The 24,204-nt window shown below is 46.9% G+C and carries 22 protein-coding genes and 1 pseudogene; 14 read left to right on the forward strand and 9 right to left on the reverse strand.

Annotated features, from left to right (window positions below; translation table 11 throughout):
* Positions 1-8: 8 nt before the first annotated feature.
* From AC566Q_RS05445 to AC566Q_RS05465, 5 genes are all read right to left on the reverse strand, one after another.
* The gene (locus AC566Q_RS05445) at positions 9-3,002 is read right to left on the reverse strand and encodes a diguanylate cyclase (RefSeq protein ID WP_499614625.1); all 2,994 of its coding nucleotides are present in this window, start codon (positions 3,000-3,002) and stop codon (positions 9-11) included.
* Between the two features lie 93 nt (positions 3,003-3,095).
* The gene (locus AC566Q_RS05450) at positions 3,096-3,719 is read right to left on the reverse strand and encodes a BON domain-containing protein (RefSeq protein ID WP_499614628.1); all 624 of its coding nucleotides are present in this window, start codon (positions 3,717-3,719) and stop codon (positions 3,096-3,098) included.
* Positions 3,679-4,278 (reverse strand): phosphoheptose isomerase, encoded by a 600-nt coding sequence (locus AC566Q_RS05455; RefSeq protein ID WP_105936437.1) that lies wholly within the window; start codon positions 4,276-4,278, stop codon positions 3,679-3,681. The genes AC566Q_RS05450 and AC566Q_RS05455 overlap by 41 nt, the downstream gene beginning before the upstream one ends.
* A 40-nt stretch (positions 4,279-4,318) precedes the next feature.
* Positions 4,319-4,663 carry a YraN family protein gene (locus AC566Q_RS05460; RefSeq protein WP_105936436.1) on the reverse strand — a complete coding sequence of 115 codons (345 nt, stop codon included), beginning with the start codon at positions 4,661-4,663 and terminating at the stop codon, positions 4,319-4,321.
* A gap of 4 nt (positions 4,664-4,667) precedes the next feature.
* Positions 4,668-6,578: a penicillin-binding protein activator gene (locus tag AC566Q_RS05465; RefSeq protein ID WP_499614632.1), complete on the reverse strand. Its 1,911-nt coding sequence runs from the start codon at positions 6,576-6,578 to the stop codon at positions 4,668-4,670.
* A 177-nt stretch (positions 6,579-6,755) separates the two neighbouring features.
* Here AC566Q_RS05465 and rsmI point away from each other — a divergent pair, with 177 nt between their 5' ends.
* From rsmI to AC566Q_RS05525, 12 genes and pseudogenes are all read left to right on the forward strand, one after another.
* Positions 6,756-7,589, forward strand: coding sequence for a 16S rRNA (cytidine(1402)-2'-O)-methyltransferase (gene rsmI, locus AC566Q_RS05470; protein WP_499614634.1), 834 nt, complete (start codon positions 6,756-6,758; stop codon positions 7,587-7,589).
* Positions 7,590-7,726: 137 nt separating this feature from the next.
* Complete coding sequence (locus AC566Q_RS05475; RefSeq protein WP_499614636.1) at positions 7,727-7,993, forward strand: hypothetical protein; 267 nt, start codon at positions 7,727-7,729, stop codon at positions 7,991-7,993.
* A 268-nt stretch (positions 7,994-8,261) separates the two neighbouring features.
* Positions 8,262-8,609 carry a hypothetical protein gene (locus tag AC566Q_RS05480; protein ID WP_499614639.1) on the forward strand — a complete coding sequence of 116 codons (348 nt, stop codon included), beginning with the start codon at positions 8,262-8,264 and terminating at the stop codon, positions 8,607-8,609.
* A gap of 1,527 nt (positions 8,610-10,136) precedes the next feature.
* On the forward strand, positions 10,137-10,661 hold the full coding sequence (locus AC566Q_RS05485; RefSeq protein ID WP_499614642.1) for a GNAT family N-acetyltransferase: 525 nt from the start codon (positions 10,137-10,139) through the stop codon (positions 10,659-10,661).
* Between the two features lie 1,974 nt (positions 10,662-12,635).
* Positions 12,636-13,046, forward strand: coding sequence for a hypothetical protein (locus AC566Q_RS05490; protein WP_499614645.1), 411 nt, complete (start codon positions 12,636-12,638; stop codon positions 13,044-13,046).
* A gap of 1,023 nt (positions 13,047-14,069) precedes the next feature.
* A complete protein-coding gene (locus AC566Q_RS05495) occupies positions 14,070-14,570 on the forward strand; it encodes a flavodoxin family protein (RefSeq protein WP_499614647.1) in 501 nt (166 codons plus the stop codon).
* Between the two features lie 138 nt (positions 14,571-14,708).
* Positions 14,709-16,058, forward strand: coding sequence for a hypothetical protein (locus tag AC566Q_RS05500; protein ID WP_499614650.1), 1,350 nt, complete (start codon positions 14,709-14,711; stop codon positions 16,056-16,058).
* Between the two features lie 123 nt (positions 16,059-16,181).
* Positions 16,182-17,138 carry an IS1595 family transposase gene (locus tag AC566Q_RS05505; protein ID WP_139336491.1) on the forward strand — a complete coding sequence of 319 codons (957 nt, stop codon included), beginning with the start codon at positions 16,182-16,184 and terminating at the stop codon, positions 17,136-17,138.
* Positions 17,139-17,720: 582 nt separating this feature from the next.
* Entirely contained in the window at positions 17,721-18,041 is a 321-nt protein-coding gene (locus AC566Q_RS05510; protein ID WP_474820678.1) for a hypothetical protein, read from the forward strand.
* Between the two features lie 143 nt (positions 18,042-18,184).
* Positions 18,185-18,463: pseudogene (locus tag AC566Q_RS05515) on the forward strand (type II toxin-antitoxin system RelE/ParE family toxin).
* On the forward strand, positions 18,463-18,756 hold the full coding sequence (locus AC566Q_RS05520) for a HigA family addiction module antitoxin (protein ID WP_105933215.1): 294 nt from the start codon (positions 18,463-18,465) through the stop codon (positions 18,754-18,756). The pseudogene AC566Q_RS05515 and the gene AC566Q_RS05520 overlap by 1 nt, the downstream one beginning before the upstream one ends.
* A gap of 100 nt (positions 18,757-18,856) precedes the next feature.
* Positions 18,857-19,072 carry a DUF1737 domain-containing protein gene (locus AC566Q_RS05525; RefSeq protein WP_499614655.1) on the forward strand — a complete coding sequence of 72 codons (216 nt, stop codon included), beginning with the start codon at positions 18,857-18,859 and terminating at the stop codon, positions 19,070-19,072.
* A gap of 985 nt (positions 19,073-20,057) precedes the next feature.
* Here AC566Q_RS05525 and AC566Q_RS05530 read toward each other — a convergent pair.
* From AC566Q_RS05530 to AC566Q_RS05540, 3 genes are all read right to left on the reverse strand, one after another.
* Positions 20,058-21,107 (reverse strand): IS110 family RNA-guided transposase, encoded by a 1,050-nt coding sequence (locus AC566Q_RS05530; RefSeq protein WP_499614658.1) that lies wholly within the window; start codon positions 21,105-21,107, stop codon positions 20,058-20,060.
* A gap of 438 nt (positions 21,108-21,545) precedes the next feature.
* A complete protein-coding gene (locus AC566Q_RS05535) occupies positions 21,546-21,848 on the reverse strand; it encodes a type II toxin-antitoxin system RelE/ParE family toxin (RefSeq protein WP_499614661.1) in 303 nt (100 codons plus the stop codon).
* A 5-nt stretch (positions 21,849-21,853) separates the two neighbouring features.
* Positions 21,854-22,081 (reverse strand): type II toxin-antitoxin system ParD family antitoxin, encoded by a 228-nt coding sequence (locus tag AC566Q_RS05540; protein ID WP_499614664.1) that lies wholly within the window; start codon positions 22,079-22,081, stop codon positions 21,854-21,856.
* Positions 22,082-22,239: 158 nt separating this feature from the next.
* Here AC566Q_RS05540 and AC566Q_RS05545 point away from each other — a divergent pair, with 158 nt between their 5' ends.
* The gene (locus AC566Q_RS05545) at positions 22,240-22,494 is read left to right on the forward strand and encodes a type II toxin-antitoxin system Phd/YefM family antitoxin (protein WP_499614666.1); all 255 of its coding nucleotides are present in this window, start codon (positions 22,240-22,242) and stop codon (positions 22,492-22,494) included.
* Positions 22,487-22,750: a Txe/YoeB family addiction module toxin gene (locus AC566Q_RS05550; RefSeq protein ID WP_499614669.1), complete on the forward strand. Its 264-nt coding sequence runs from the start codon at positions 22,487-22,489 to the stop codon at positions 22,748-22,750. The genes AC566Q_RS05545 and AC566Q_RS05550 overlap by 8 nt, the downstream gene beginning before the upstream one ends.
* 321 nt (positions 22,751-23,071) lie before the next feature.
* On the opposite strand, the gene nspC is transcribed toward AC566Q_RS05550, so the two are convergent.
* Positions 23,072-24,202 (reverse strand): carboxynorspermidine decarboxylase, encoded by a 1,131-nt coding sequence (gene nspC / locus AC566Q_RS05555; RefSeq protein WP_499614672.1) that lies wholly within the window; start codon positions 24,200-24,202, stop codon positions 23,072-23,074.
* Positions 24,203-24,204 lie beyond the last annotated feature (2 nt).

The raw sequence follows: 24,204 nt of genomic DNA on the forward strand, positions 1-24,204 counted from the left end.
CCGGCCGCTTAAATCCGGGTAAGACGGTTGCGGCCCGCTTCTTTAGCGGCGTATAACGCTTTGTCAGCCCGCGCTATTAACTTATCAAAAGTATCATCGCTGCGATAAGCCGTGACCCCAATGCTTATGGTCAGGGAGATGTCCGGGGCAATGGCAGAGCAATCTATCTCGCTAACCGCCAGGCGAATGCGCTCGCAGATGTCCTGCGCCGCCTGATTCTCGCAGTTGGGCAGGAGTATGGCAAATTCTTCACCGCCCCAACGTGCAACCAGGTCTTCCTCCCGGCAGTGTAGACTGATGGTATCGGCCACCAGCTTAAGCACTCTGTCGCCTATGCTGTGATTAAACGTATCGTTAATTTGCTTGAAGTGATCGATATCCAACAAGGCCAGACAAAGCGGCAGATTGCGTCTCTTGGAACGGGCACACTCGCGGTGCAGTGATTCATCGAATGCCCGCCGGTTGGCGAGTCCGGTAAGCTTGTCGGATCGGGCCTGTTGCTCAAACTCAGCAGCCTGGCGCTTTATTTCCAGTAATAACGCCGAGCGCTCTTCATCGACTTTACGTAGGTTGTCGGCCTGTTGTTTGAGCGTATAAGTTTGCTCGGCCACCTGGGTGCTGAGTTCCTCGGCACGTTGGCGCAAGCTTTTCATACGCCAGCGGTGAGCCACAATGACCATGGCGATAACCGTCAGCAATGCCACCAGCCAGAAGCCGGTTTGTTGCCAAAAATAAGGGGCAATGGTAAAGCGGAAACTGGCATTTTGTTCGCCCCAGGCGCCTCCCGGATAGGAAGCGCTTACCATAAACTGGTAGTCGCCCGGTGCCAGGTTAGTGTATTCCGCAATAGTATTGGAGCCCCGGTCGACCCAACTGTTATCGAAACCCAGTAAGCGGGTGCGGTACTGAATCCGCTCCGGCATAACGAAGCCCAGCCCGGCAAACTGAATCTCAATCCGGTCAGCACCTGGGGCAATATCTTTATCGGCGTTTAAAGACCAGACCGAACCATTTACTTTGAAGCCTTCTAATACCACCGGCGGGGTATTGGCTGAAAAGCGGGTCAGTTCGGCAGGGTTAACCCGAGTGGCGCCTTTTGATGTGGCAAACCATACCGTGCCATCCTGAGCCAGTGTGGCCGCCTGCATTGAGCCGCCATTGGCCTGCGCACTTTGCATCCCATCACTTTCGCCAAAGAGTTCGTAATCAATCTGCTGGCGCTTTCCGGTGAGGTATTCCTCAATTTGTTCGCGTCTGAAACGCAATATACCGCGGTTACTGCTTAACCACAGATGTCTGTTCTGGTCGATGACCGCCTGAAAGACTTTGTCGAAAGGCAGACCTGCATTCCGGCCAAGCATGGTCAAGTGGCCTGAGGTCAGGTCAAAGGCTATCAGGCCACGATCGGTACTCATCCACAGCAGGCCTGCTGCCGGATCCGGGGCGAAACCAAAGGCATACTCCGCATCATCAAGGTGGCTGATGTCGACTGGGATAATAGCGCCGTCCGGGGTGCTTATAACCACGCCGCCACCGGTACCAATAAACAAACGACCGTCATCGTGTAAATACAGCCCCATTACAAATGGTGTGGGCAGGCCATCTTCTGAAGTGAAACTGCGCACGCCGTTGCCGTCGACATAGTTCAGACCGTGACCTGTGCCTACCCATAAACTGCCCTGTGGGGTAACGGCGATGGCGCGGACTTCGTTAGCCAGTAAACCCGTGTGCCGGTTGTATTGCTGTACAATGGCACCGTCCTGCCACTGCAGAACACCATCAGAATAGGTGCCTATCCAGACTGAGCCATCAGGCCCTTCAACCATACTCAGTACTGACTGGGCGTCACTGTATGCTGAAAGGTCAATAGCTTCTACGCCCTGCTTTGTAATACGGCTGACGCCCTGACTGCTGCCGACCCAGACACTGCCGTCACTGTGTGACAATACTGAGCGAATATAATTGCCGGCTAACCCCTGCTCGGTGGTTAGCGTGACAAAGGGTGCGTCACGGAGCCGGAATAAGCCGCCATTGGTGCCTACCCAGATGCTGTTTTCCCGGTCGCGGAACAATGAAAGGATCCGATTGTTTGGTAACCCGGCAGCCATATTGAGACTCTCCAGGCCTGCGTCACTATAGCGCAGGAGACCACGGTCGGTGGTGCCTACCCAGATTTGGTTATCGAAAGCCAGTAACACTGATACTGGCAGATCCATTAACTGCGCAGAGAAAATGCTGACCTCACCGGACTGATACTGATAAAGACCTCGTTCCGTGCCAATTAACAAGCCATCGTTATAGGCAGTTAATGCCAGCACCGGGACTTCAGGTAGCCCGGCGATCTTTTCCGGCGCAAAACTTTCATCTTCGCTGTTAAGGCGCACCAGCCCGCGCCCGGTGCCTAGCCAGATACTGCCATCATCTGTGCTCAGTACGCTGGATACTACGTTACTCGGTAAGCCTTGTTGAATAGTTAGTTGGGTTCGTTCGCCACGGGCTGCCTGACGGTAGACCCCTTGTCCTTCAGTTGCCAGCCACAGATTGCCCTGTTTATCGTCGGCCACGCCGTTAATTAATACCCGGTAAGGCTGCCAGCTTTGCCAGTCATCAGGGCGACGCTCACTTAATCCGCCGCGGGCGCCGGCAAAGATCAAATTCTGCTGACGATTTTTATAGATGGTGCGGATACCGACATCCGGCATACCGCTGGGTTCGCCGCGGCCAAACACGGTAAACGAACGGCCGTTGAATCGGGCAGCACCTTCCCAGGTGCCTACCCAAAGGTAGCCGTCTTCACTTTGTGCGATGGCATTGATGGTGTTGTGCGGGAGTCCGTCGCGGGTGGTCCAGACTTCTTTAAAATAATCGCTGAGCTGCGATGGCGCAGTATTGCCTGTGATACTAAAAAAAACAGTCAGGGAGTAAATGACTACACGAAAGGCGACTTGTTTAACAGTCTGGCGACTGACGTACCTGGACATCCACGATTTTCCAATCAACATTGTCAGAGTAACTCCCTTTAGCATAATTGCACTATGCATTTTTGTCTATCAGGGAAAAGCCCGCGTTACTTGCTGCTGAAAGACTTCGCCCTGTTAGTAAATTTCAAAAGCACGTATGACCCGCGCGACACCGTCTACATGGCGGGCGATATCGACCGCTGCGGTGGCTTCCTGATTGGTGACCAAGCCCATTAAAAATACTTCGGAGTCTTCAACAATAATACTGATTTGCGAGGTCGGCACGTTATCTGAGGCCAGAATTTTAGCGCGGATCTTAGTCGCCAGCCAACGATCGTAGAGTTCACTGGAGGTGGCAATAGGTTGGCCGATGCGGATCTGGTTGTGGATCTTGGTGACATAACTAATGCTGCGAACCTGTTCTTCGGCCAGCTTAATATCGGCCTGGCTTGGCGCCTGCCCGGTAAGTAACGCCACCTTGTTGTAAACGGTCACCTCAATATTGGCCGTTTCGCTAAGGCTTTCCTGCTTTCCTAACAACCGGGAAGCCGTATTTTGTGCATTAAAATCGTCTAACTGGGTGCCAGCCGTGCGGCGGTCGTTGGACACCGATACGGCGGTGGCGCTGACCGCGCCTACTGCCACTACGGCACAGCCGTTGAGGCTGCCTGATAAAATCAGCACAGCGCCAATGGTGAGTATATTACGTAACAGAGGTTTAATAGCCATCAGGGTCATGGGCCGGGAACAGACTGTCATCAATACACTCGCATAAACAATGAATGACCAGCAGGTGCACTTCCTGGATCCGCGCTGTGCGGTTGGAGGGAACACGGATTTCTACATCGTGTTCACCCAGAAATCCTGCCATCTCACCGCCGTCTTTACCGGTCAGAGCAACGATTGTCATGTCTCGTGACAACGCGGCTTCCATGGCGTTAATCACATTACGGGAGTTACCGCTGGTGGAAATAGCCAGTAATACATCGCCCGGCTGGCCCAGCGCTCTGACCTGCTTGGAGAATACTTCATCGTAGCTGTAGTCGTTGGTGATAGAGGTCAGTGTTGACGTATCAGTGGTAATGGCTATCGCCGGCAGGCTGGGGCGGTCGCGTTCGAAACGGTTTAACATTTCTGATGAAAAGTGCTGGGCGTCGCCGGCTGAACCACCGTTACCACAGCTCAGAATTTTGTTACCACGGATAAGCGCTTCAACCATCATCATGGCGGCTTTATCGATGGCTGGCGGCAGCATTTCAGACGCTGCAATTTTAGTTTGGATACTTTCGGTAAAATTCGCTTTGATATTTTCGATCATGTAGATATATCGTTTCTCTTAACTGCACAGGCCCATGACTCTACTGAGCGATGTTCTTCAGCCAGTTGATGGTGTCACCGTCAATGACTACTGCGTCAAGCCGCATGGGAACCATATTGGAATTAATACCATTATCACTTAAATAACGTTGAAACGCAGTACCCATGCGGTGAATTTTTGCCGGGCTGATCGTTTCGGCAGCATGACCATGGCTATCCTGCTGGCGATATTTTACTTCCACGCATACCCAGGTTTGCTGTTCTTTCATTATCAGGTCGATTTCGCTGCCCCGATAGGTCACATTTTTGGCCACCAGAGTGAGTCCGGCCCGTTGCAGGTATTGTTGCGCACGTTTTTCCTGGTTGTGACCAATCCAACGTGCCATACCATTACTCTGCCAATACCTGTACGCGCTCCTGGGTTACCACTGCTTCCGGTAAACTGCGTACTATCTCATTGTTCTGATTAACACTGAGCGCGCCGGTAAGGCCCTCGTATTGTAACTGTGGTAACCACGCCATACTGTTAATGCGCGGAAGCAGGTTGTAGGCATCCACGCCAAAAGCAAACAGGCGTTGCAGTGGAGTAGGGCGCTGCGGCCAAAGCGCATCGGTTTGAGCGGCCAGCTCCGGCGCCGGATTGTCGGGCAATACCCACGGCATGTCGAGGAAATGCAGGTTCTCTAAATCTCGCCACTGATTGCGCGACTGGGCATAATCGATGGAGCGGGAGGTTGCAAACACCGGCACGGTAACGCCACCAAAGGGGCTGATGCTGGCTTCAATCACCGGGTTAACCAGTTCGGTTTGTTCCGGTGAGGTAAAAACCACTACCGCATCAATATCGCGCCGGTTACGCGCCATGTTATACAGCTCTCCGTCGGCGAAGCTCTGTATTTCTTTTATGCGTTCTTTACTTTGAGCAACATCCAGAGCATCCAGAATGCCTTCGCGCAACGTATTGTTGTCGGAATACGTTACCAGTGTCGGGGCGCTGTGCTGACTGGCTGCCAGGCCACTGGTGAGTTGTTGCCAGCGGGTCAAAAAGGCGTCCTGCATACGCTGGTGAAGCGTGTTCTCTGAGGCGACCAGCACCGGTGAACGTCGGCCCTGAGTAAATACTCGCTCGGCCAGCTGGCTGGCTTCATCTTCTGGTGCCAGGGCATAGTAAACCTGTGAGCTGAAGCTGGCTGGCAGCAGCTCTTGTTGTTCGCCATTACCTAGCGCCGGAAGTGAAGCTTCAGGGCGGTTCAGCGTCAAAATGCGGTGTTGTGGGCTGAGTTTCGGCAGCAGCGCATCGACATTTTCTTTCAGCAGGGGGCCGATGATCCAGTCTGCGTCGGCAGCGGCTACAATTAACTCATCGGCGGTTGCACCATTGGTGTCGATAAATTGTAACTGGGGGATCCGGGTCGCATTCATGGCACTGGCATCGTTAAAGTAAGCGGCGAGGATCCCTTCTTTAATCGCCATACCGGTGACCTGTAAACGACCACTGAGTGGTAACATCACGGCGATATTCTCGCGATTAGTCTGGGCTAGCTGGTCGAGGTTGCTCAGGTTGTCCGGCCAATGAGTTACCAGCGGGTGATTACGAAATACGCGCTGATACTGAGCCAGTTGCTGCCTGAGTACGTCAGGCTCAAAACCATGCTCAAGAATAAGCTGACGCAGCGAAACGTAGGCAGGGAGTTTGTTAAAGCGGCCACTGTCCTGTAACTGCTGCGCCGAAGCCTGATTAACCCATTGCCAGGCCTGCGCTACATGTTCAGGATTGGCATCATCACTATTGAGTAGCGCGTTAGCGGCCGCCAGCCACTGACCCAGGCGGGCATAATCGGTTGCCATCAAAGCAAACTTTTGTGCCTTGGTAGCAGGGTCCGAAGCGGTTATGGATTGCAGCAGTTCGAGCCGTTGTGCACTGCCAACCCGGGGATCGTTACCGTACAGTTCAGCCAGCAGTAACTGATAGCGATTTTGCTGTTCCGGTAAGCGGATTTGATCGCGCAGCATGTAACCAATCTGGCTGGCTTTAGCCGGCGCACCGTCAGCCATAAAGGCTTGCGCGGCATCCAGCAGGTAGCCGTTGCGTAAATTTATATCGCCGGTTGTCTGCCAGACATCCTGCGCCCGGGCGACCATCATCGCCGGCGTCAGCGTTGTCTCGGTGTTTTCTTCGGTTTGCACCTGGGGCACTGAACTTTTCACCGGGGCGCGGGTGGTGGTGGCAGTTGAACCACAACCACTCAACAGCAAAGTCACACTTAAACCAAACAGTAACCATGGGTAACATCGACGCATAAACGTTCCGCGATTCCATACAATTATTCCTGAACCGCCAGTTTAACTGACTGATAACTAAAATCTACGGATTAATCTAAATTCTGGCTGAATGGCCAGCGAATACCACACAAAGGTTTCCGCCATTGTGACAAACAGGTATATTGGCAGCCTTTCAGCTTTGCCGGATTTTACCCTATGACCGCCGCTACCCTTTACATTGTGCCCACGCCCATTGGCAACCTGCAGGATATCACCCAGCGGGCTATCGACGTATTAGGTGCGGTAGACTGGATCGCCGCGGAGGACACGCGCCATAGCCAGAAGCTTTTACAACATTTCTCAATCCAGGCGAAAACCCTGTCGCTGCATGATCATAACGAAGAAAAGCGAACTCAGATGCTGTGCAATAAATTGCTCGGCGGTGAAGCCGTTGCGTTAATCAGTGATGCCGGTACACCATTGATCAGCGATCCGGGTTTTGTACTGGTGCGTGCATGCCGGGCAGCCGGCATTAATGTGGTCGCCTTGCCCGGCCCTTGTGCGGCGATAACGGCGTTGAGCGCCTCCGGGCTGGCTACCGATCGGTTTATATTTGAAGGGTTTTTACCGGTTAAAAGTCAGGCCCGTATGAACGTTCTGGCAACGCTGCTCGACCGAACCTGTACCAGTGTATTTTACGAGGCGCCGAGGCGTATCCTGGATACCGTTAACGATATCAAAACCGCTCTGGGGCCAGATCGGCATCTGGTTCTGGCCAAAGAGCTGACCAAAACGTTTGAGGCCTACGTCAGCGATACGCCGGACGGTATTGTCGCCTGGCTGGAAGCAGATGCAGTGCATCAAAAAGGTGAATTTGTGCTGATGGTGGCCGGCGCGCCGCCTGCCAGCGACGAACTGCCCAGCGAAGCCATGGCTCTGCTTAAACGCCTGAAGCAGGATTTACCCCTGAAAAAAGCTGCTGCTATTGTGGCAGATCATTATCAGCTAAAGAAAAACGCTTTGTATCAGGCTGGTTTGGCCCTAAAATAAATTTAACAATTTGTCCTACATCCGGCTGTTAGTTCTAAGGCCGTTATTTCAATAATTCAAATATCAACACACTGGCAGTTGCGGTGTGCTTCTTTAGTTATTTCAGGTGACACACAATGTTTTTCGGAGAATAACGAATGCTTGAGAAAACGCTCAATATCGATATGGACCGCGGTAACTGGATGGTGAATATCATCAATGAGCATGCCGACAACGGGATATACGAATTAGTCTCACCGGCCCGCTCAGCAACAGTACATATTCATGACAACCATATTTACGGGTTTGAATACAGTATTGTGGGTAAAGCTGACAGTCCGTTCAAAATTAAGCTCGATGATACGGTACTGGCTGAAGGTAAAGTTGCTGCCAGCGGTATAAGCCGTGGGCACGGTATTATTTAGCTTAATCTTAAGCGCTCAGTTATCAGCCATAAATTAAAGCGATGGTAGCGGTCGAGAGAGCGTAATTTATTCTCTGGTGCGCGTTTTACACCAAACTACAGTTTTAGTAGGGAGTGGTGTATTTAATGTTGGATAAAAAACACCATCAAAGCCGCATTCTTTTATCTGTGGGACATTTAAGATAATCTGAAATTATTAGGAGATTGAAAAGCACCAAAATGGCAGTTTTATTCAGCCTGTTTTGGTGTCTATTTAACAGTTATACACCATGGTAACTACTGCTGATGTAATCAAGGGTGCAGTCCTTAGTCCCTTATTGGTATTTCCTTATTTCATAGTCGCTACTTTTAGTAGCGAGCTAATATTGGACGGTTTAGCGGGCGCTTTTATGGCGGCTAGTTTAAGTTTATTGGTTGTTTATCCAGTGATGCTAATTTACGGTGTCCCGCTAGCACTTTTGTTAAATAAATTTTCTATGTTTAAACCACAATACTTTTTACTAGTGGGCATAGTTCCTGGACTTTTAACAAGTTGGCATTTGGGTTTATTGGCTCTATCTATTGCTATCAGCTTATGTGGTTGGTGGGTTGCTCAGCGAAATGCAAATGGTGTATAACAAAAAAATTATGACGCCCGCAGGCGGGCTGGGACACAAACAGGCAGGCGGCTTCGCCATTATAGCCTGCCTGTTTGTGCCCCATATTTAAAAGTTAGCCCCCATTCGTTAATTGTTGCAAAAATAAAAGCTCGGGGCAGTGTTAACGCCGGTATTTTTTTCTTGTTTTAGCGTCCCACCGCTATTGGTTGTTTTTGTGTCCATGGCTATCAACCAACTGTGGTAATTTCTTCCCGTGGTTTGCGCGGCGCGGGCAATCTTTCGCTGTAAGCAAGGATTGCTTTTATCAGCAATCGTACCGTGCAATTCTCAGCTTAATTGGCAGCGCAGATTTTTCAGTACCGGCAAATGGCTAATGTAAAAATCAGTTGTTGTTTTTCTGGTGGTTGTTTAAGGTAAAAGCATATCAGGGAAGGGCAATTATTATATGCAAACATCTTGGTGCAGGGCAGCAAAGCTGCGAACGTTCAGTGTTAGGGCTAACAAGGCGCTGTTGTGGACACAAACACGTGGGCTGCTTCGCAGTATAGCCCACGCGTTTGTGCCCAAAGCTTAGCGTTAGCCCCCATTCGTTAATCCGTTCAAAAATAAAAGATCGGGGCAGTGTTAACTGCCGGTATCTTTTCTTGTTTTAGCGTTCCAACGCCATTGGTTGTTTTTGTGTCCTGGGCTATCAACCAACTGTGGTAATTTCTTCCCGTGGTTTGCGCGGCGCGGGCAATCTTTCGCTGTAAGCAAGGAGAGCTTTTATTAGCAATCGTAACGTGCAATTCTCAGCTTACTTGGCAACGTAGTTTTTTCAGTTCCGGTAAATGGTTAATGTAAAAATCAGTTGTTGTTTTTCAGGTGGTTGTTTAAGGTAAATGCATATCAGAGAAGGGCAATTATTAAATGCAAACATCTTGGAGCAGGGCAGCAAAGCTGCGAACGTTTAGCGTTAGGGCTAACAAGGCGCTGTTGTGGACACAAACACGTGGGCTGCTTCGCAGTATAGCCCACGCGTTTGTGCCCAAAGCTTAACGTTAGCCCCCATTCGTTAATTGTTGCAAAAATAAAAGCTCGGGGCAGTGTTAACGCCGGTATTTTTTTCTTGTTTTAGCGTCCCACCGCTATTGGTTGTTTTTGTGTCCATGGCTATCAACGAACTGTGGTAATTTCTTCCCGTGGTTTGCGCGGCGCGGGCAATCTTTCGCTGTAAGCAAGGATTGCTTTTATCAGCAATCGTACCGTGCAATTCTCAGCTTAATTGGCAGCGCAGATTTTTCAGTACCGGCAAATGGTTAATGTAAAAATCAGTTGTTGTTTTTCTGGGGGTTGTTTAAGGTAAATGCAAATCAGGGAAGGGCAATTAAGTAATGCAAACATCTTGGTGCAGGGCAGCAGAGCTGCGAGGGTTCAGTGTTGGGGCTAACAAAGCGCAGCACGGGACAATAACGCGCAGTTCCCCTTTTTTGCAAAGAGCGCAAAAAAGTGGCCCTTCGCTATTGCCCGTGTGCTAGGCGTTAAGCGCACTTAAGGGTAGACACAGTGATACTGGAAACGTCTCGGCTGATAATAAGGGAAATATCAGAATCTGATATAAGTAGTTTATCTGCAATGCTTGCTGATGAAAAAGTGATGGAGTTCTCTATTAATGGTCCTATGAGCAAGTCTCAAACGTTAGAGTTTATTAAATGGTGCCAATCATCTTATGAAGATCATGGGATTGGGCCATGGGCATTGGAAAATAAGCGTGATGGTTCATTTATAGGGTTTGCTGGTCTCAGTAAAGAGCTTATAGATGGTATTGAAGAAGTACACGTTGGTTATAGACTTGCAAGAAATCATTGGCACAAAGGCTTTGCTACCGAAGCTGTTAGCTCGGTAGTCGACTATGGTTTAAATAGCGAGGGTCGTGAGTGCATCTACGCAATTATTGAGCCTGAGCACTACTCATCCATAAGAGTAATAGAAAAATCTGGATTCAATGTCTCTAAAAAAACCAAATTCCATGATAGGTTTGTTAATATATATCGCAAAAGTAAGTTGCAGTGTGAGGTGGTCAGCGCTTAACAAGGCAATTAAAAATCGCCCACAAAAAGCGTGGGCTGGACTCGCTACCGCTCGCCTTTTATTGCGGCGTTATAGCTAAAATTAAAAATAGGTAATAGAAGCTAGTAGTAGCATCAAGCTCATCTTAAAAAATCAGCACACTGGCCGCCGCCACAATCCTTCAGCTTTCTTGCAAAGTAATAGCACCTTCAGTTTAAGATAAAGGCTGCATTGCGCTAAACGTCAATGTGCAGCTCTCATCTAATAATCGCATCAATTTAGCAAAGTTCAGTGGTAAGCGGCTTGGAAATTGAGTGCCAACGGCCTTTTGGTTTTTGTGGTTGTTTTGGTAATAATTACTGTACAAACAATAGTTTGGCAGGTAGTTTAAAAATCAATTAAACAAGGGTGCTTCATGGTTGAGTACGATTAATTACACAGGCATGTTGCTATAACAAGTTGCTGTTGTCGCCGCTACGCGGCTGGGACCTCCGTTCCAGCGCTTCGCGCCTACACTATGGCCCCAAAGCAAAACGTTAGCCCCCATTCGTTAATCCGTTCAAAAATAAAAGATCGGGGCAGTGTTAACGCCGGTATCTCAACTTGTTTTAGCGTCTCACGGTCATAGGTAGTTTTTGTGTCCAGGGCTATCAACCAACCATGGTAATTTCTTCCCGTGGTTTGCGCGGCGCGGGCAATCTTTCGCTGTAAGCAAGGAGTGCTTTTATCAGCAATCGTACCGTGCAATTCTCAGCTCATTGGCAACGCAGTTTTTTCAGTTCCGGTAAAAGGTTAACGCAAAAATCAGTTGTTGTTTTTCTGGTGGTTGTTTAAGGTAAATGCATATCAGGGCAGGGCAATTATTAAATGCAAACATCTTGGTGCAGGGCAGCAAAGCTGCGAACGTTCAGTGTTGGGGCTAACAAAGTGCAGCACGGGACAATAACGCGCAGTTCCCCTTTTTTGCAAAGAGCGCAAAAAAGCGGCCCTTCGCTATTGCCCTTGTGCTAGGCGTTAGCCCCCATTCGTTAATTCGTTCAAAAATAAAAGCTCGGGGCAGTGTTAACGCCAGTATCTATTCTTGTTTTAGCGTCCCACCGCCAGTGGTTGTTTTACTTCCAGGGCCATCCACCAACCATGGTAATTTCTTCCCTTGGTTTGCGCGGCGCGGGCAATCTTTCGCTGTAAGCAAGGAGTGCTTCTATCAGCAATCGTAACGTGCAATTCTTAGCTTAATTGGCAACGTAGCTTTATCAGTTCCGGCAAATGGTTAATGTAAAAATCAGTTGTTGTTTTTCTGGTGGTTGTTTAAGGTAAATGCATATCAGGGAAGGGCAATTATTAAATGCAAACATCTTGGTGCAGGGCAGCAAAGCTGCGAACGTTCAGTGTTGGGGCTAACAAAGCGCAGCACGGGACAATAACGCGCAGTTCCCCTTTTTTGCAAAGAGCGCAAAAAAGTGGCCCTTCGCTATTGCCCGTGTGCTAGGCGTTAGCCCCCATTCGTTAATTCATTCAAAAACAAATGATCGGGTAATTTTTACACCAGTGTCATCACTCGTTTTAGCGTCCCACCGCCATTGGTTATTTTTGTGTCCAGGGCTATCAACTAATCAAGGACGTTTGTTCCCGTGGTTTGCGCGGCGCGGGCAATCTTTCGCTGTAAGCAAGAAGTGCTTTTATCAGCAATCGTAACGTGCAATTCTCAGCTTAATTGGCAACGCAGTTTTTTCAGTTCTAGCAAATGGTTAATGTAAAAATCAGTTGTTGTTTTTCTGGTGGTTGTTTAAGGTAAATGCATATCAGGGAAGGGCAATTATTAAATGCAAACATCTTGGTGCAGGGCAGCAAAGCTGCGAACGTTCAGTGTTAGGGCTAACAAAGCGCAGCACGGGACAATAACGCGCAGTTCCCCTTTTTTGCAAAGAGCGCAAAAAAGTGGCCCTTCGCTATTGCCCGTGTGCTAGGCGTTAGGCACCGTTTAAGGATCGATGGATGAATAAAAGCTGCGTGAATTGTCATTTCTTTGCCAAGAAGACATCATTAAAGAATGACGACAGTGTATCTATCTCTTTAAATGAGTCAGACAGGACTGCTCTGAAAAATACAAAAGAAAAACCGAACTGTGACAAATTTTCTATAACCTTATGCCACAAGGGCGTGTGGGATGAAGGTATAATTCCTCATGAAAACTATTATTCTTCAACAGTCCTAGAGAAGCGAGATGCGTGTTTTTTCTTTCCGTTTAGACACAATATGTTATTTAAAGCCGCCGACGAATTACAAAGAAGAGAAGACGAATATACTAAATTTTATCGGACAAATAGAAATGCAGTTTGGGGTTTATGGATAGCAGGTATAGCGTTAGTGGTTAATGTTTTGGTCAAGCTATTCTGTAATGCCTAACAATCAAATGTTGGGGACACAAACACGAGGGCTGCTTCGCAGGATACCCCACGCGTTTGTGCCACCAAATTAGGGCGTTAGCCCCCATTCGTTGATTCGCTTGAAAATAAAAGAACGGGGCAGTGTTAACGCCGGTATCTTTTCTTGTTTTAGCGTCTCACCGCCATTGGTTGTTTTACTTCCAGGGCTATCAACCAACCGTGGTAATTTCTTCCCGTGGTTTGCGCGGCGCGGGCAATCTTTCGCTGTAAGCAAGGAGTGCTTTTATCAGCAATCGTACCGTGCAATTCTCAGCTCATTGGCAACGCAGTTTTTTCAGTTCCGGTAAAAGGTTAACGCAAAAATCAGTTGTTGTTTTTCTGGTGGTTGTTTAAGGTAAATGCATATCAGGGAAGGGCAATTATTAAATGCAAACATCTTGGTGCAGGGCAGCAAAGCTGCGAACGTACAGCGTTAGGGCTAACAAGGCGCTGTTGTGGACACAAACACGTGGGCTGCTTCGCAGTATAGCCCACGCGTTTGTGCCCAAAGCTTAACGTTAGCCCCCATTCGTTAATCCGTTCAAAAATAAAAGATCGGGGCAGTGTTAACGCCGGTATCTCAACTTGTTTTAGCGTCTCACGGTCATAGGTAGTTTTTGTGTCCAGGGCTATCAACCAACCATGGTAATTTCTTCCCGTGGTTTGCGCGGCGCGGGCAATCTTTCGCTGTAAGCAAGGAGTGCTTTTATCAGCAATCGTACCGTGCAATTCTCAGCTCATTGGCAACGCAGTTTTTTCAGTTCCGGTAAAAGGTTAACGCAAAAATCAGTTGTTGTTTTTCTGGTGGTTGTTTAAGGTAAATGCATATCAGGGAAGGGCAATTATTAAATGCAAACATCTTGGTGCAGGGCAGCAAAGCTGCGAACGTACAGCGTTAGGGCTAACAAGGCGCTGTTGTGGACACAAACACGTGGGCTGCTTCGCAGTATAGCCCACGTGTTTGTGCCGCCAAATTAGGGCGTTAGGCAACAAGGAGGTATTTATGAAATTTGCTGTAGTTTTAGGTAGTTCAAGAAGCGGTGGAAATACTGCACAACTCTCCCAATATATAGCAGAGAGGCTAGACGCCAAACTCATAGATCTTAATAAGTTTAGTATTTCGGCTTTCGATTACGAAAATCGGAATATAGACGATGATTTCGTCAGCCTAATTGAATCACTTATTCACTATTCTCATATCATTTTTGCTACACCTGTTTATTGGTATTCAATGTCTTCACAGATGAAAGTCTTCTTCGATAGGTTTACGGATTTATTAACTGTTCATAAAGACTTAGGGCGTAGTCTGCGAGGAATCAAATGCTCTGTAGTCAGTACTGGAACAGACGCAACATTGCCAGAATGCTTCTTAGAACAATTTAAACTGGCCTTTGATTATTTAGGAATGGAGTTTGTTGGTTGTCATTATTCACCTTGTCCAGAACCGTTCTCATTGCATTCCAACAAAGACCAAATCGAAGGTTATATTCATAATGTCGCCTAACAAGCCACTCAAGGCTCTCGCTTCGCTCGCTGGGACGCTAACACATGGGCTGCGTCACTTCGTTCCTAATTTTAGCCCATGTGTTATCGCCCCTTAGTGGGGTGTTAGGGCTTTGTCAAAATCAAACAAGGAGTACAAATGTTTATCACCGAAATAGTTTCATACGGAATTGATAAAAGTTTATTTGAAGAAAAATACGGTGATAGGCTTCTTGAGATTCAAAAATCTCTTGAAGGTCTTACGAGAGAAAATATCGGCGCATCAAAACCAAGGCGTGGGCCTCAAGGTGAAGATGGAGAGGTTACTATCTGGAAGATGAAGTATCTCTGGGAAGAACTAGTTCAGGCACAGGGCTGGACTGAATCTAGAGTTCATATAGAAAACGTGGTTGGTCGTCGTTTTTATATGAGGATGCTTGGTTTTATCAATGGTCGAGTATCTTGTACGTTCTCAACTCACAGAGATCATTTAAATAGGTGGCTCTATACATCTACCCCTATCGCTTATAAAAACGGGTTGGTTGATCTTCCTATAATGCTCCTGCCTGTCAAACATCTGTATCAAGACTTTTTTGAAAACAGGGGAATGGGAATGAGAGAAGAGTTCGAAAGAATTATTGGTGATCTCCAGGAATTATCCCCTTTGTCTCACTCACACCCATTTATCTTGCTAGGAGTATCAAGTCAAAAAGAAGACATTAAGTGGAGAGAGTTAGAGGCCGAAAAGGAAATGCATGGGGAAAAAGTAATTTTAAATAGATCCATTGAATTTCCTCCAGAATTTCGTCAAGCGGGACTCGGCATTCTTAACTATTTCGGTGAAGTGGTTCGAGAAAAATATCCAGAAGAAAGCGCAAAGATCAAAATCGAACAAGACGGCTCAATCGTTAGAATGATTGTGGAAGCTGAAGATGGTAGCAGGGAAACTATAGAAAAGGCTCTGGAGGAATATGAATTAGTTGTTACAGGTAAAATGCCTCCTGAGTCGCTTTTTGATAATAGAGCAAAAATACTTGAGCTAAAAAATGAGCTTAGAATAGCTGAGAGTAGAATTGAAAGCCAAAGAGACTTAATAGAGTATCAGCGCCAAGATATGGCTGACCTAAGGCAGTTGTTCAATAGCTCTCTTACCAATAATAATGCGCCAGCCCTTAATTTGACCGTCGCCCCAAACATCAACGTTTCTTCTAGCCAATCCTCAATGCTAAGTGTTGTGTGCGGCCTTGGAGAAGCTCTTGAAGATATTCAGTTCTTACTTGAAGAAGGTAGTGCGAACTCAGAAGTATCTCTACGATTAAACGATTTATATGAATCAGTAGAAAATGTTGATCAAAGCGCTAGTGCCAATGACGTTAAATCATCGTCGGGGCTACGGAAGCTTCAGAAGTTTATTTGCGATGCTAACGAGACTGGAACAAAAACAAATGAATTTCTAAAAGGCTATGTTCTGCTAAATTGTTGCTATACTGTATATGAATACAGTTATTGAGGGTTGATCATGATCCCAGCACAATTTACAAAGCTTATAGCCGAGTTAGAACACTTAACAGATGGCTATGTTCTGCTAAATTGTTGCTACACTGTATATGAATACAGTTATTGAGGGTTGATCATGATCCCAGCACAATTTACAAAGCTTATAGCCGAGTTAGAACACTTAACAGATAGTCAAACCCGTTATGTTGAGAAGCTGCTGAAAGGCACTGATAGCGTCTCACAGTTGATAACAGAGCTTGAGGAGCGGATGGTTGAAAACCCTGAATGTCCGCACTGCCATAGCTCACTGATCAATCGGCACGGCAAGGTAAACAAGATGCAGCGTTATCGCTGCAAGAACTGCGGCAAAACCTTTGTAGCGACAACGGCGACACCGCTAGCTCGACTGAGGTACAAAGAGCTTTGGTTAGAATATATTCGCTGTATGCTGGACAGTAAGCCATTGCGTAAATGTGCCGAAGAATGTGGCCTCCACCTTGAAACATCGTTCAGGTGGCGGCACCGATTCTTGGCGCTACCATCAGCACTGAAAGCGAGCAAATTAGAAGGCATTATCGAGGCAGACGAAACACTTTTTCCCTACTCAGAGAAAGGCTCAAAACGGATGACTCGTCAGCCCCGTAAAAGAGGGGTGAAAGCGAAAAAACGAGGACGTTCAAAGGATGATTGGGTGCCAGTTTTAACGGTCAGAGACCGAGCTAAGAGTACGTATGAAGCCGTTGTGCCAAGTGTTACATCGGAAGCTTTGCATCAGGAGCTAGCAGGAAAATTAGAGAAAGACAGTGTGTTGTGTAGTGATGGCTATAAGCCCTACATAGCTCTTTCTGAGAAAAATGATTTAATACACAAGCGCTTAGATGTGGCAGGAGGAATTAAGGTGATAGATAAAGTCTTTCACATTCAAAATGTTAACGCCTATCACAGCCGTCTGAAAGCGTGGATAAAACGGTTTCACGGAGTAGCCACAAAATACTTGGAACACTACCTGGGTTGGTTCAGGTTTATGGATAATCCAGAAAACCTTAACGAAAACAGGCTCTTTTCGATTCAACAACAGTTAATCCGAACATAGCCTTCTAAAAAATATATCCGGCGGAATGGATACGCTAAAAAACTTAGCTAAAAAATACAATTCGGTGGCGGAATGGTGTGGCGCACCACAGGTGCCAAAGGTTTTTACTGAGTAAGCCCTAACAAAGCGCTGCTGGCGGACAAATTTTACGCTGCGCTCCAAATTTGCCGCAGAGCGCGGCGTTATGCGCCGTTGTTTATTTCTCAAATATTGAGTGCGGCGGTAGTGGGTTAGGGTAAGGTAGTTTCAATAGGTTGTATCAGTGCCTACCGCTTTCAGTTTTCAAAACTGCTTTATCAACACTTGTTCGTTTTAACCTGGTAACACCAGCATTCGGCACGGTCAGTTTTGCTAGCCCGCTCACTTCTCAGGCAATCATTTTATCATCTGGCTTTTCGCTCAGGGTTGTTTTAAGGTAATTGTTATTATTTAAATCAACAGTTTGTTGTAGCGGGCGGTGGCGGCAAAGTCGCGTAGGGCAGGAGTCTCGCACGCATAACAAACAAATGTTGGGGACACAAACACGCGGGCTCTGCTTCGCAGTATAGCCCACGCGTTTGTGCCGCCAAATTAGGGCGTTAAATGCCAATGGAAGCTACAAAGACAACATCATTTATAGCTGGTGCATTAATAGTACTCAGCCAAGTCTTTATTGAGTTGTACTCTTTTCCCGGGGGAGTTTTCGCATTTATTTTTTTCTTCTTAATATTTTTTCTAGTCATCGGTAAGCAAATTTTTAGAGAGTATGAGAGACAATTACGAAATAGTAACGAATTTGACAGGTCCTGTTGGAACGATCCAGAAGGTAAACGTTTTGCTGTTCGCCTTATTACGCGTATGTTGTTTTTGATTTTTGGTTGGTTGTCTGTGGCAACTGTGATCGATTTGGTAAATGTCATTTAACAAAAAAATTATGTCGCCCGCCAGGGCGGGCTGGGTCACAAACAGGCAGGCGGCTTCGCCATTATCGCCTGCCTGCTTGTGCCCCATATTTAAAAGTTAGGCGTCAAGTTGCACCGCGTTGCGCAATACGCCACACTCTTTCCATGATTAAGTCATTTAAACATAAGGGTCTGAAGCTGTTTTTCGAAAAAGGGAAGACTTCAGGCATACAGACTAAGCACGCGAAAAAACTTCGCATGCAGTTAGCCGCTATCCACACCGCGTAAGATATCGATGACATCAATTTACCTGGCTTTTCTCTACACCAACTTAAAGGAGAAAGGTCAAATATTTGGTCGATATCAGTCAACGGCAATTGGAGAGTCACTTTCGAGTTCACGGATGGTAATGCTTACATCTTAAATTACGAGGATTATCACTAATGAATATGCATAACCCACCACATCCGGGTGAATTTATTGAATCCATTTACATGGAGCCACACGGTATTAGTTGCAGGACACTTGCTACCCATCTTGGTGTTGCCGCTTCAACACTAAATCGTGTAGTGAAGGGCAAAAGTGCAGTAACGCCAGAAATGGCCTTAAGGCTATCAAAAGTATTGGGGCGCAGCCCTGAAAGTTGGCTTAGCATGCAAGACAACTATGAGCTCTGGCAGGCAAAGCAAAAGATCAATTTGGATAACGTGCAGCCAATAGATCTGCATGCCGCCTAACAAACAAATGTTGGGGACACAAACACGCGGGCTCTGCTTCGCAGTATAGCCCACGCGTTTATGCCGCCAAATTAGGACGTTATAAGCCTTAAGTAAATTCATGGTAGAAGATCAAATGAAACTATATCGATTTATTACTGGACCCGATGATGAAACATTTTGCATGAGAGTTTCAGAGTCTCTCAATAACGGCTGGCAATTACACGGTAGCCCAACTTTGACTTTTGATGGTAAGACGCCAATAGCTGGACAAGCGCTAATCAAAGAAATTCTTGGTGAAGAGTTTAATCAAGAAATAAATTTAAGGTCGTACTGAGTGCCAGCTTATAACAAGGCGCTTAAGCCGCATTCCGCTGGCGCGGCCTGCTGGGACACAAACCTGTGCGCGGCTTCGCCATTCTCGCGCACACGTTTGTGCCCCTTAGCTTGGTGTTAGGCATCACTGGAAACGACATGGAATTTCATCCATTACTCGGATTTTTTTGGATCGCTGGAGTTATATTCTTCCTCACAAACTCTTGGCGATTTTCGAAAGACATCAGCAAGTTCGTAAATGAGTTTAGAGCACAACGTAAAAATGGATTAAGATTTTCTATGTGTGGTGCAGGCCTTAAACGCAGGGGAAAATTAACTACTTGGGACGGGCTAGGGCAAGTAGCCACAGACAAACATGGCGTCTATTATTCATCTCTTTGTCTTCCTCGCTTATTCCTGCCGTGGCATAGGATCTCTTTCGTAGGTCTGAACAATTCAAGGTACTCAATTTTGAAAATATCAGGGTTTCCAACTTACACTGTGCTAATACCTAAAAGGATTCGTCTAGAAGAAAGGGCAAACTGAGTGAAGCCTAACACATATGAGCCTCCGGGCTGTCAATGAAAAAAGATAGCCCCTTGACCACTATTTCAAGATCAATACATAGCCCTTTATAGAACCTGTTTACTTCGTCTGTCATGGTCGATGTTAGGCGTATTGCCTACGTCAAACACATATAGAGGCTCTTAATGTTGCACTTATCAATTCCATCTGACTGGCAACGGCACTAGACATTCATCGGTTAACCTTCCTCTGTCCTATTCAAAGCTAAGTGGCTGGTTTACGCCAGTTAGTAGCGGGCTCAGTGAAGGTGTAAGCAAATTCTGAAAAAGGGAATAATGCGCAACAGTGGCATGTCTAATCAAACGCAACGGGTTATGAGCTGTTGGTATACTTATCGAAACTGCTGATTGCAGAGTATTGTGCGATAAGACGATACTCGTCGTTTAACCAGTTAGACGCTAAAGCTCATGCCACTGTGCGACTTACCCGTTTAAAAAGCGTTCTTCATCAAACACCTGTTGATTTTTCAGCATAAAATAAATACATCGCCCGATTTTATGGGCTAAAGCCGATAAGGCTTTAGCTTTGCTCATGCGTTTTTGCAGATTAGCAAGATAGCGTTTAGCGTTGTCATTGCCTTTCAGGTACAACACAGCCGCTTCACTGAAGGCCCATTTCAAATGTGCATTGCCGATTTTATTCCCTTGGGTGCCGTATGATTTGCCGGCGGACTCCGCTTTGCATTTTACTAACCGCGAATAGGATGCGAATTTCTGAACAGAGGGAAAGCGTTGAATATCGCCAACCTCGTATAAAATGGTCAGGGCAAGGATTTTACCAATACCTGGAAACGACTTAAGAATATGAAGGTCACGAGCGTTATGCGTTTGCGCCTGGATTTTTACATAGTGCTCAATTTTATACAGCTCATGCACCATGGTGCTAATGATATTGAGGTTTAAATCCATACTTTTCTGCACAGCTTCGTCAGGGAAAAAGTGATGCATTTTCTGGCGGTCCGGTGAGTTTTGCAGATTTAACCGGGTTTCCAGGGCGGGTAGGTTATATTGACTAATCGTACTGGCAACATGAGCTTTCAACTGTGCGCTCATTCTCATAATGTGCGTTCGGCGACGCAGCGCATCACGAATAGAACGGTGCTCTTTTGAATAAGCGTGAGCTAACGGAAAGTTGCCGCCGCGGATAAGCTTAGCAATCTTCAGTGCATCAATTTTATCATTCTTGGTTTTCCCGGCATGAATGGCTTTCATGTACAGTGCATGGCCGAGAATAAAGTCGATATTGTGCTGTTCACAAAAATCAGACACCCAGTACCAGCAGTGCATACATTCCACACCAACTACGATATTGCCTAAATAGGGCGTTAGAAGTGCCAATAATTTCTCTGGTGAATCGTCGATTTTCTCGTGGACTAAGATATTGTTTTCATTATCGATGATACAGACATACAGTAATCGTGTGTGAAGATCGATTCCACAATAGAAAGGATGTGTATTAGTATAAAAGTTCATTGAGTTTTCTCCCTCGGTTTGGTCGCCTATTAGGATAAACTCTGTTTATGCTGATAGGGAGGAGGCTCAATGAGTATCAATCTGCTGTAGCCGCTCGCGGGCTCGCTGGGACACAAACTCGTCGGCTGTGTCACTTCGTTCCGATTATAGCCGCCGTGTTTGCGCCCCTAAGCAGGGCGTTGGTATGACTCCCTTTGTCAACTCTGAACGAGTGTTTCCCTGACACTCTTTCAGCCCATAATTAGTTGTATTTCTCACTCAAAATAAATGAGCTAACGCACCGGATGAGGCAGTAATTTTGTCGGTTGTTATGCTGGTATTCGTAGGTTACTTCTTCTTAGAATAAGCAGAGCTGACCTTACTCAATCCGCCGTGGTCACCTTCTCATCAGTCTATGCTCGTGGATCAATTACCGGTAAGTAACAGCCATCATTGTGTCTAAGGGGAGGTCAGATGAGCAGGGGCATCCATTCGCTTATGCAGCACTCGAATGATTTCAATGGCGTGCGTATCAGAGTGTCGAAAGTAAATTACATGACTGCCTTGGGGAAACTTTCTATAACCGTTACGAATATTATCTATTTTCGCCGCGATTTCAGGGGCATTAGCAAGATGGTTGAAAGCTTCAAACAATTCGCTAATGTAGGCATCTCGCTGCGGCTCTCCCCAATGCTCAAGAGTGTGTGCAGCTATCTTTCTCATGTCAGCGTCCGCAGCCGCTGAGAGCCGGAATTTTCTCACTTATGTCAATCCAAGCTATCCATGAACTCTTTGAGGTTATACTCAACGAAGCCGCTGTTTTCACCTTCAATAAGGGCTGCTCGCAGTTGCTGAACTCGACCCTCGTGTTCTTCCAACAGTCGCAGCCCTGCTCGTACTACTTCACTGGCGCTACCGTAGCGGCCTTCTTGAAGTTGCTGGGCAATAAAGGCCTCATAGTGGTTTCCTATTGTCACACTGGTATTTCTAGGCATGCAGTCCCCCTGTATTACATATTGGTACATCGTGCCTCATTCCCCTTAACAAGTCAATTTGCCCGTTAGCTGTCACAGCGCAGTAATGCACAATATCTTGTACATGTGCTCATTTCCGATCTAGATTTGTACTATATAATGTACAAGTGAGGTGCAAAATGAGAATTGTCTCTTTTACCGAAGCACGAAATGGTCTAAAAGCCGTTTTGGACAATGTAATCAACGATGCAGATACAACAGTAATCACTCGTCGTGACTCTGAAGATGCTGTTGTAATGTCATTAGATTACTACAACAGCCTTATGGAAACCGTTCATCTACTTCGTTCTCCAGCGAACGCTGAACAATTAAATCGTTCAATAGCTCAGTTTAAAGCGGCAAAAACGACCCAACGAGAACTTATTGATGAGTAACAGGTTGTTATCATGGACTGATGAAGCTTGTAGTAGTTACGTTTATTGGCAGACTCATGACAAGAAAACCTTGAAACGTATCAATAAATTAATTTCTGATGTTAAGCGCGCTCCATTTGATGGAATTGGAAAGCCGGAACCTCTTAAAGAAAATCTTTCAGTTTTCTGGTCCCGCAGAATAGATGACACTAACCGTTTGGTATATGCGGTAGACGATACAGCAATTACGGTTATCTCGTGTCGTTACCATTGCTAGTTGGTGGCAGCTAACATCAAATTAAGGCACTCGCCTAGTTCGCTGGGACATAAACACGCGGGCTCTTCGCAGTATAGCGCATGCGTTTGTGTCGCCAAATTAGGGCGTTAGATTGATGGGGGAATAATGCTAATTAAACTTATTCTTTTTTTCCATTTCTAGTAGCTTCACAACCCCAAATGCTTGATATGTCAGGCTACTGGTATGGAAAATTCCCCGCGAAAAAGAAAGCGAATTTCGGTTTTCTACATTACGGAAGAGGGTAGTTTAGAGATCGATGAAAGCTAACAAGGCGTTCAAATCACAGTGACGGAAACGCGCTTAGGATAAGCGCGCTTTAAAATCGTCGTAATGGAATTGACGGACTAATTCAAAATCTCCGTTGGAGCGTAAAATTCCAATAGCCGGGTGTTCCACACCGTTAAAAAACGTGGTTTTTACCATGGTGTAGTGCATCATGTCTTCAAACTGCAGTCGCGTACCGATAGCCAGGGGCTCGGCAAAACTGTACGTATCTATCACATCGCCTGCCAGGCAGGAATTGCCGCCAAGCTTGATATCATGGCCCAGTTCTCCGGGTTGTCCGCCGTGCAATATCGTCGGGCGATAGGGCATTTCCAGTACGTCCGGCATATGCGCGGTGGCTGAGATATCCAATAGCGCAATGGGCCCCTCGTTATTAACGATATCCACCACTTCGGCTATCAGCGGCCCGGTTTGCCAGGCCACAGCAGAACCCGGCTCGAGGATGATATCCAGATGCGGATATTTGGTTTTAAACGCTTTTAGGGTGCTAATCAGATGGTCAACGTCGTATCCGGCGCGGGTCATCAAATGCCCGCCGCCTAAATTTAACCATTTGAGTTGCCCCAGCCATTTACCGAAGCGCTGCTCGATGGCCTCGAGGGTGCGAGCCGTGGCAAACGAGTCGCACTCGCAAAGGTTGTGACAGTGAAAGCCTTCGATACCACTTAAATCGATATCGGTGAGTTCGCTGGCGCGGATCCCTAGGCGCGAACCCGGTGCGGCCGGGTCGTATAACGGCGTATCTGCTTCCTGATGTTCAGGGTTAATGCGCAAGCCAAGTGAAACGCCGGGTAATGCGTCCTTATAAGCCTGCCATTGAGTCAGACTGTTAAATGACAGGTGATTGACCAACCTGGCCAGTTCAGCAATGTCTTTGGCCTTGTAAGCCGGCGCATAAGCGTGCACCTCTTTACCCATTTCACTGGCGAGTTTGGCTTCCCACACAGAACTCGCGGTAGCGCCATGGAGGTACTGCTTTACAATGTCAAACACAGACCACATGGAAAACCCTTTAAGCGCCAGAATAATTCTGGCGCCGGATTCATCCTGTACGCGTTTCATCAGTTCCAGGTTGTTAACCAGCTTCGCTTCCTCCAGCACGTAGCACGGGGAGGGAATATCAGTGCGTTGGGTTAAATCGGTCACGC

This window comes from Alteromonas sp. H02 (assembly GCF_059682525.1).

Coding starts and splice junctions, on each gene's coding strand:
- AC566Q_RS05520 (WP_105933215.1), top strand. CDS start 18,463: ATGAATATGCATAACCCACCACATCCGGGTGAATTTATTGAATCCATT.
- AC566Q_RS05500 (WP_499614650.1), top strand. CDS start 14,709: ATGTTTATCACCGAAATAGTTTCATACGGAATTGATAAAAGTTTATTT.
- AC566Q_RS05475 (WP_499614636.1), top strand. CDS start 7,727: ATGCTTGAGAAAACGCTCAATATCGATATGGACCGCGGTAACTGGATG.
- AC566Q_RS05450 (WP_499614628.1), bottom strand. CDS start 3,719: ATGACAGTCTGTTCCCGGCCCATGACCCTGATGGCTATTAAACCTCTG.
- AC566Q_RS05495 (WP_499614647.1), top strand. CDS start 14,070: ATGAAATTTGCTGTAGTTTTAGGTAGTTCAAGAAGCGGTGGAAATACT.
- AC566Q_RS05490 (WP_499614645.1), top strand. CDS start 12,636: ATGAATAAAAGCTGCGTGAATTGTCATTTCTTTGCCAAGAAGACATCA.
- AC566Q_RS05480 (WP_499614639.1), top strand. CDS start 8,262: ATGGTAACTACTGCTGATGTAATCAAGGGTGCAGTCCTTAGTCCCTTA.
- AC566Q_RS05510 (WP_474820678.1), top strand. CDS start 17,721: ATGCCAATGGAAGCTACAAAGACAACATCATTTATAGCTGGTGCATTA.
- AC566Q_RS05455 (WP_105936437.1), bottom strand. CDS start 4,278: ATGATCGAAAATATCAAAGCGAATTTTACCGAAAGTATCCAAACTAAA.
- AC566Q_RS05505 (WP_139336491.1), top strand. CDS start 16,182: ATGATCCCAGCACAATTTACAAAGCTTATAGCCGAGTTAGAACACTTA.
- AC566Q_RS05465 (WP_499614632.1), bottom strand. CDS start 6,578: ATGCGTCGATGTTACCCATGGTTACTGTTTGGTTTAAGTGTGACTTTG.
- AC566Q_RS05530 (WP_499614658.1), bottom strand. CDS start 21,107: ATGAACTTTTATACTAATACACATCCTTTCTATTGTGGAATCGATCTT.
- rsmI (WP_499614634.1), top strand. CDS start 6,756: ATGACCGCCGCTACCCTTTACATTGTGCCCACGCCCATTGGCAACCTG.
- AC566Q_RS05550 (WP_499614669.1), top strand. CDS start 22,487: ATGAGTAACAGGTTGTTATCATGGACTGATGAAGCTTGTAGTAGTTAC.
- AC566Q_RS05545 (WP_499614666.1), top strand. CDS start 22,240: ATGAGAATTGTCTCTTTTACCGAAGCACGAAATGGTCTAAAAGCCGTT.
- AC566Q_RS05525 (WP_499614655.1), top strand. CDS start 18,857: ATGGTAGAAGATCAAATGAAACTATATCGATTTATTACTGGACCCGAT.
- AC566Q_RS05445 (WP_499614625.1), bottom strand. CDS start 3,002: ATGTTGATTGGAAAATCGTGGATGTCCAGGTACGTCAGTCGCCAGACT.
- AC566Q_RS05540 (WP_499614664.1), bottom strand. CDS start 22,081: ATGCCTAGAAATACCAGTGTGACAATAGGAAACCACTATGAGGCCTTT.
- AC566Q_RS05460 (WP_105936436.1), bottom strand. CDS start 4,663: ATGGCACGTTGGATTGGTCACAACCAGGAAAAACGTGCGCAACAATAC.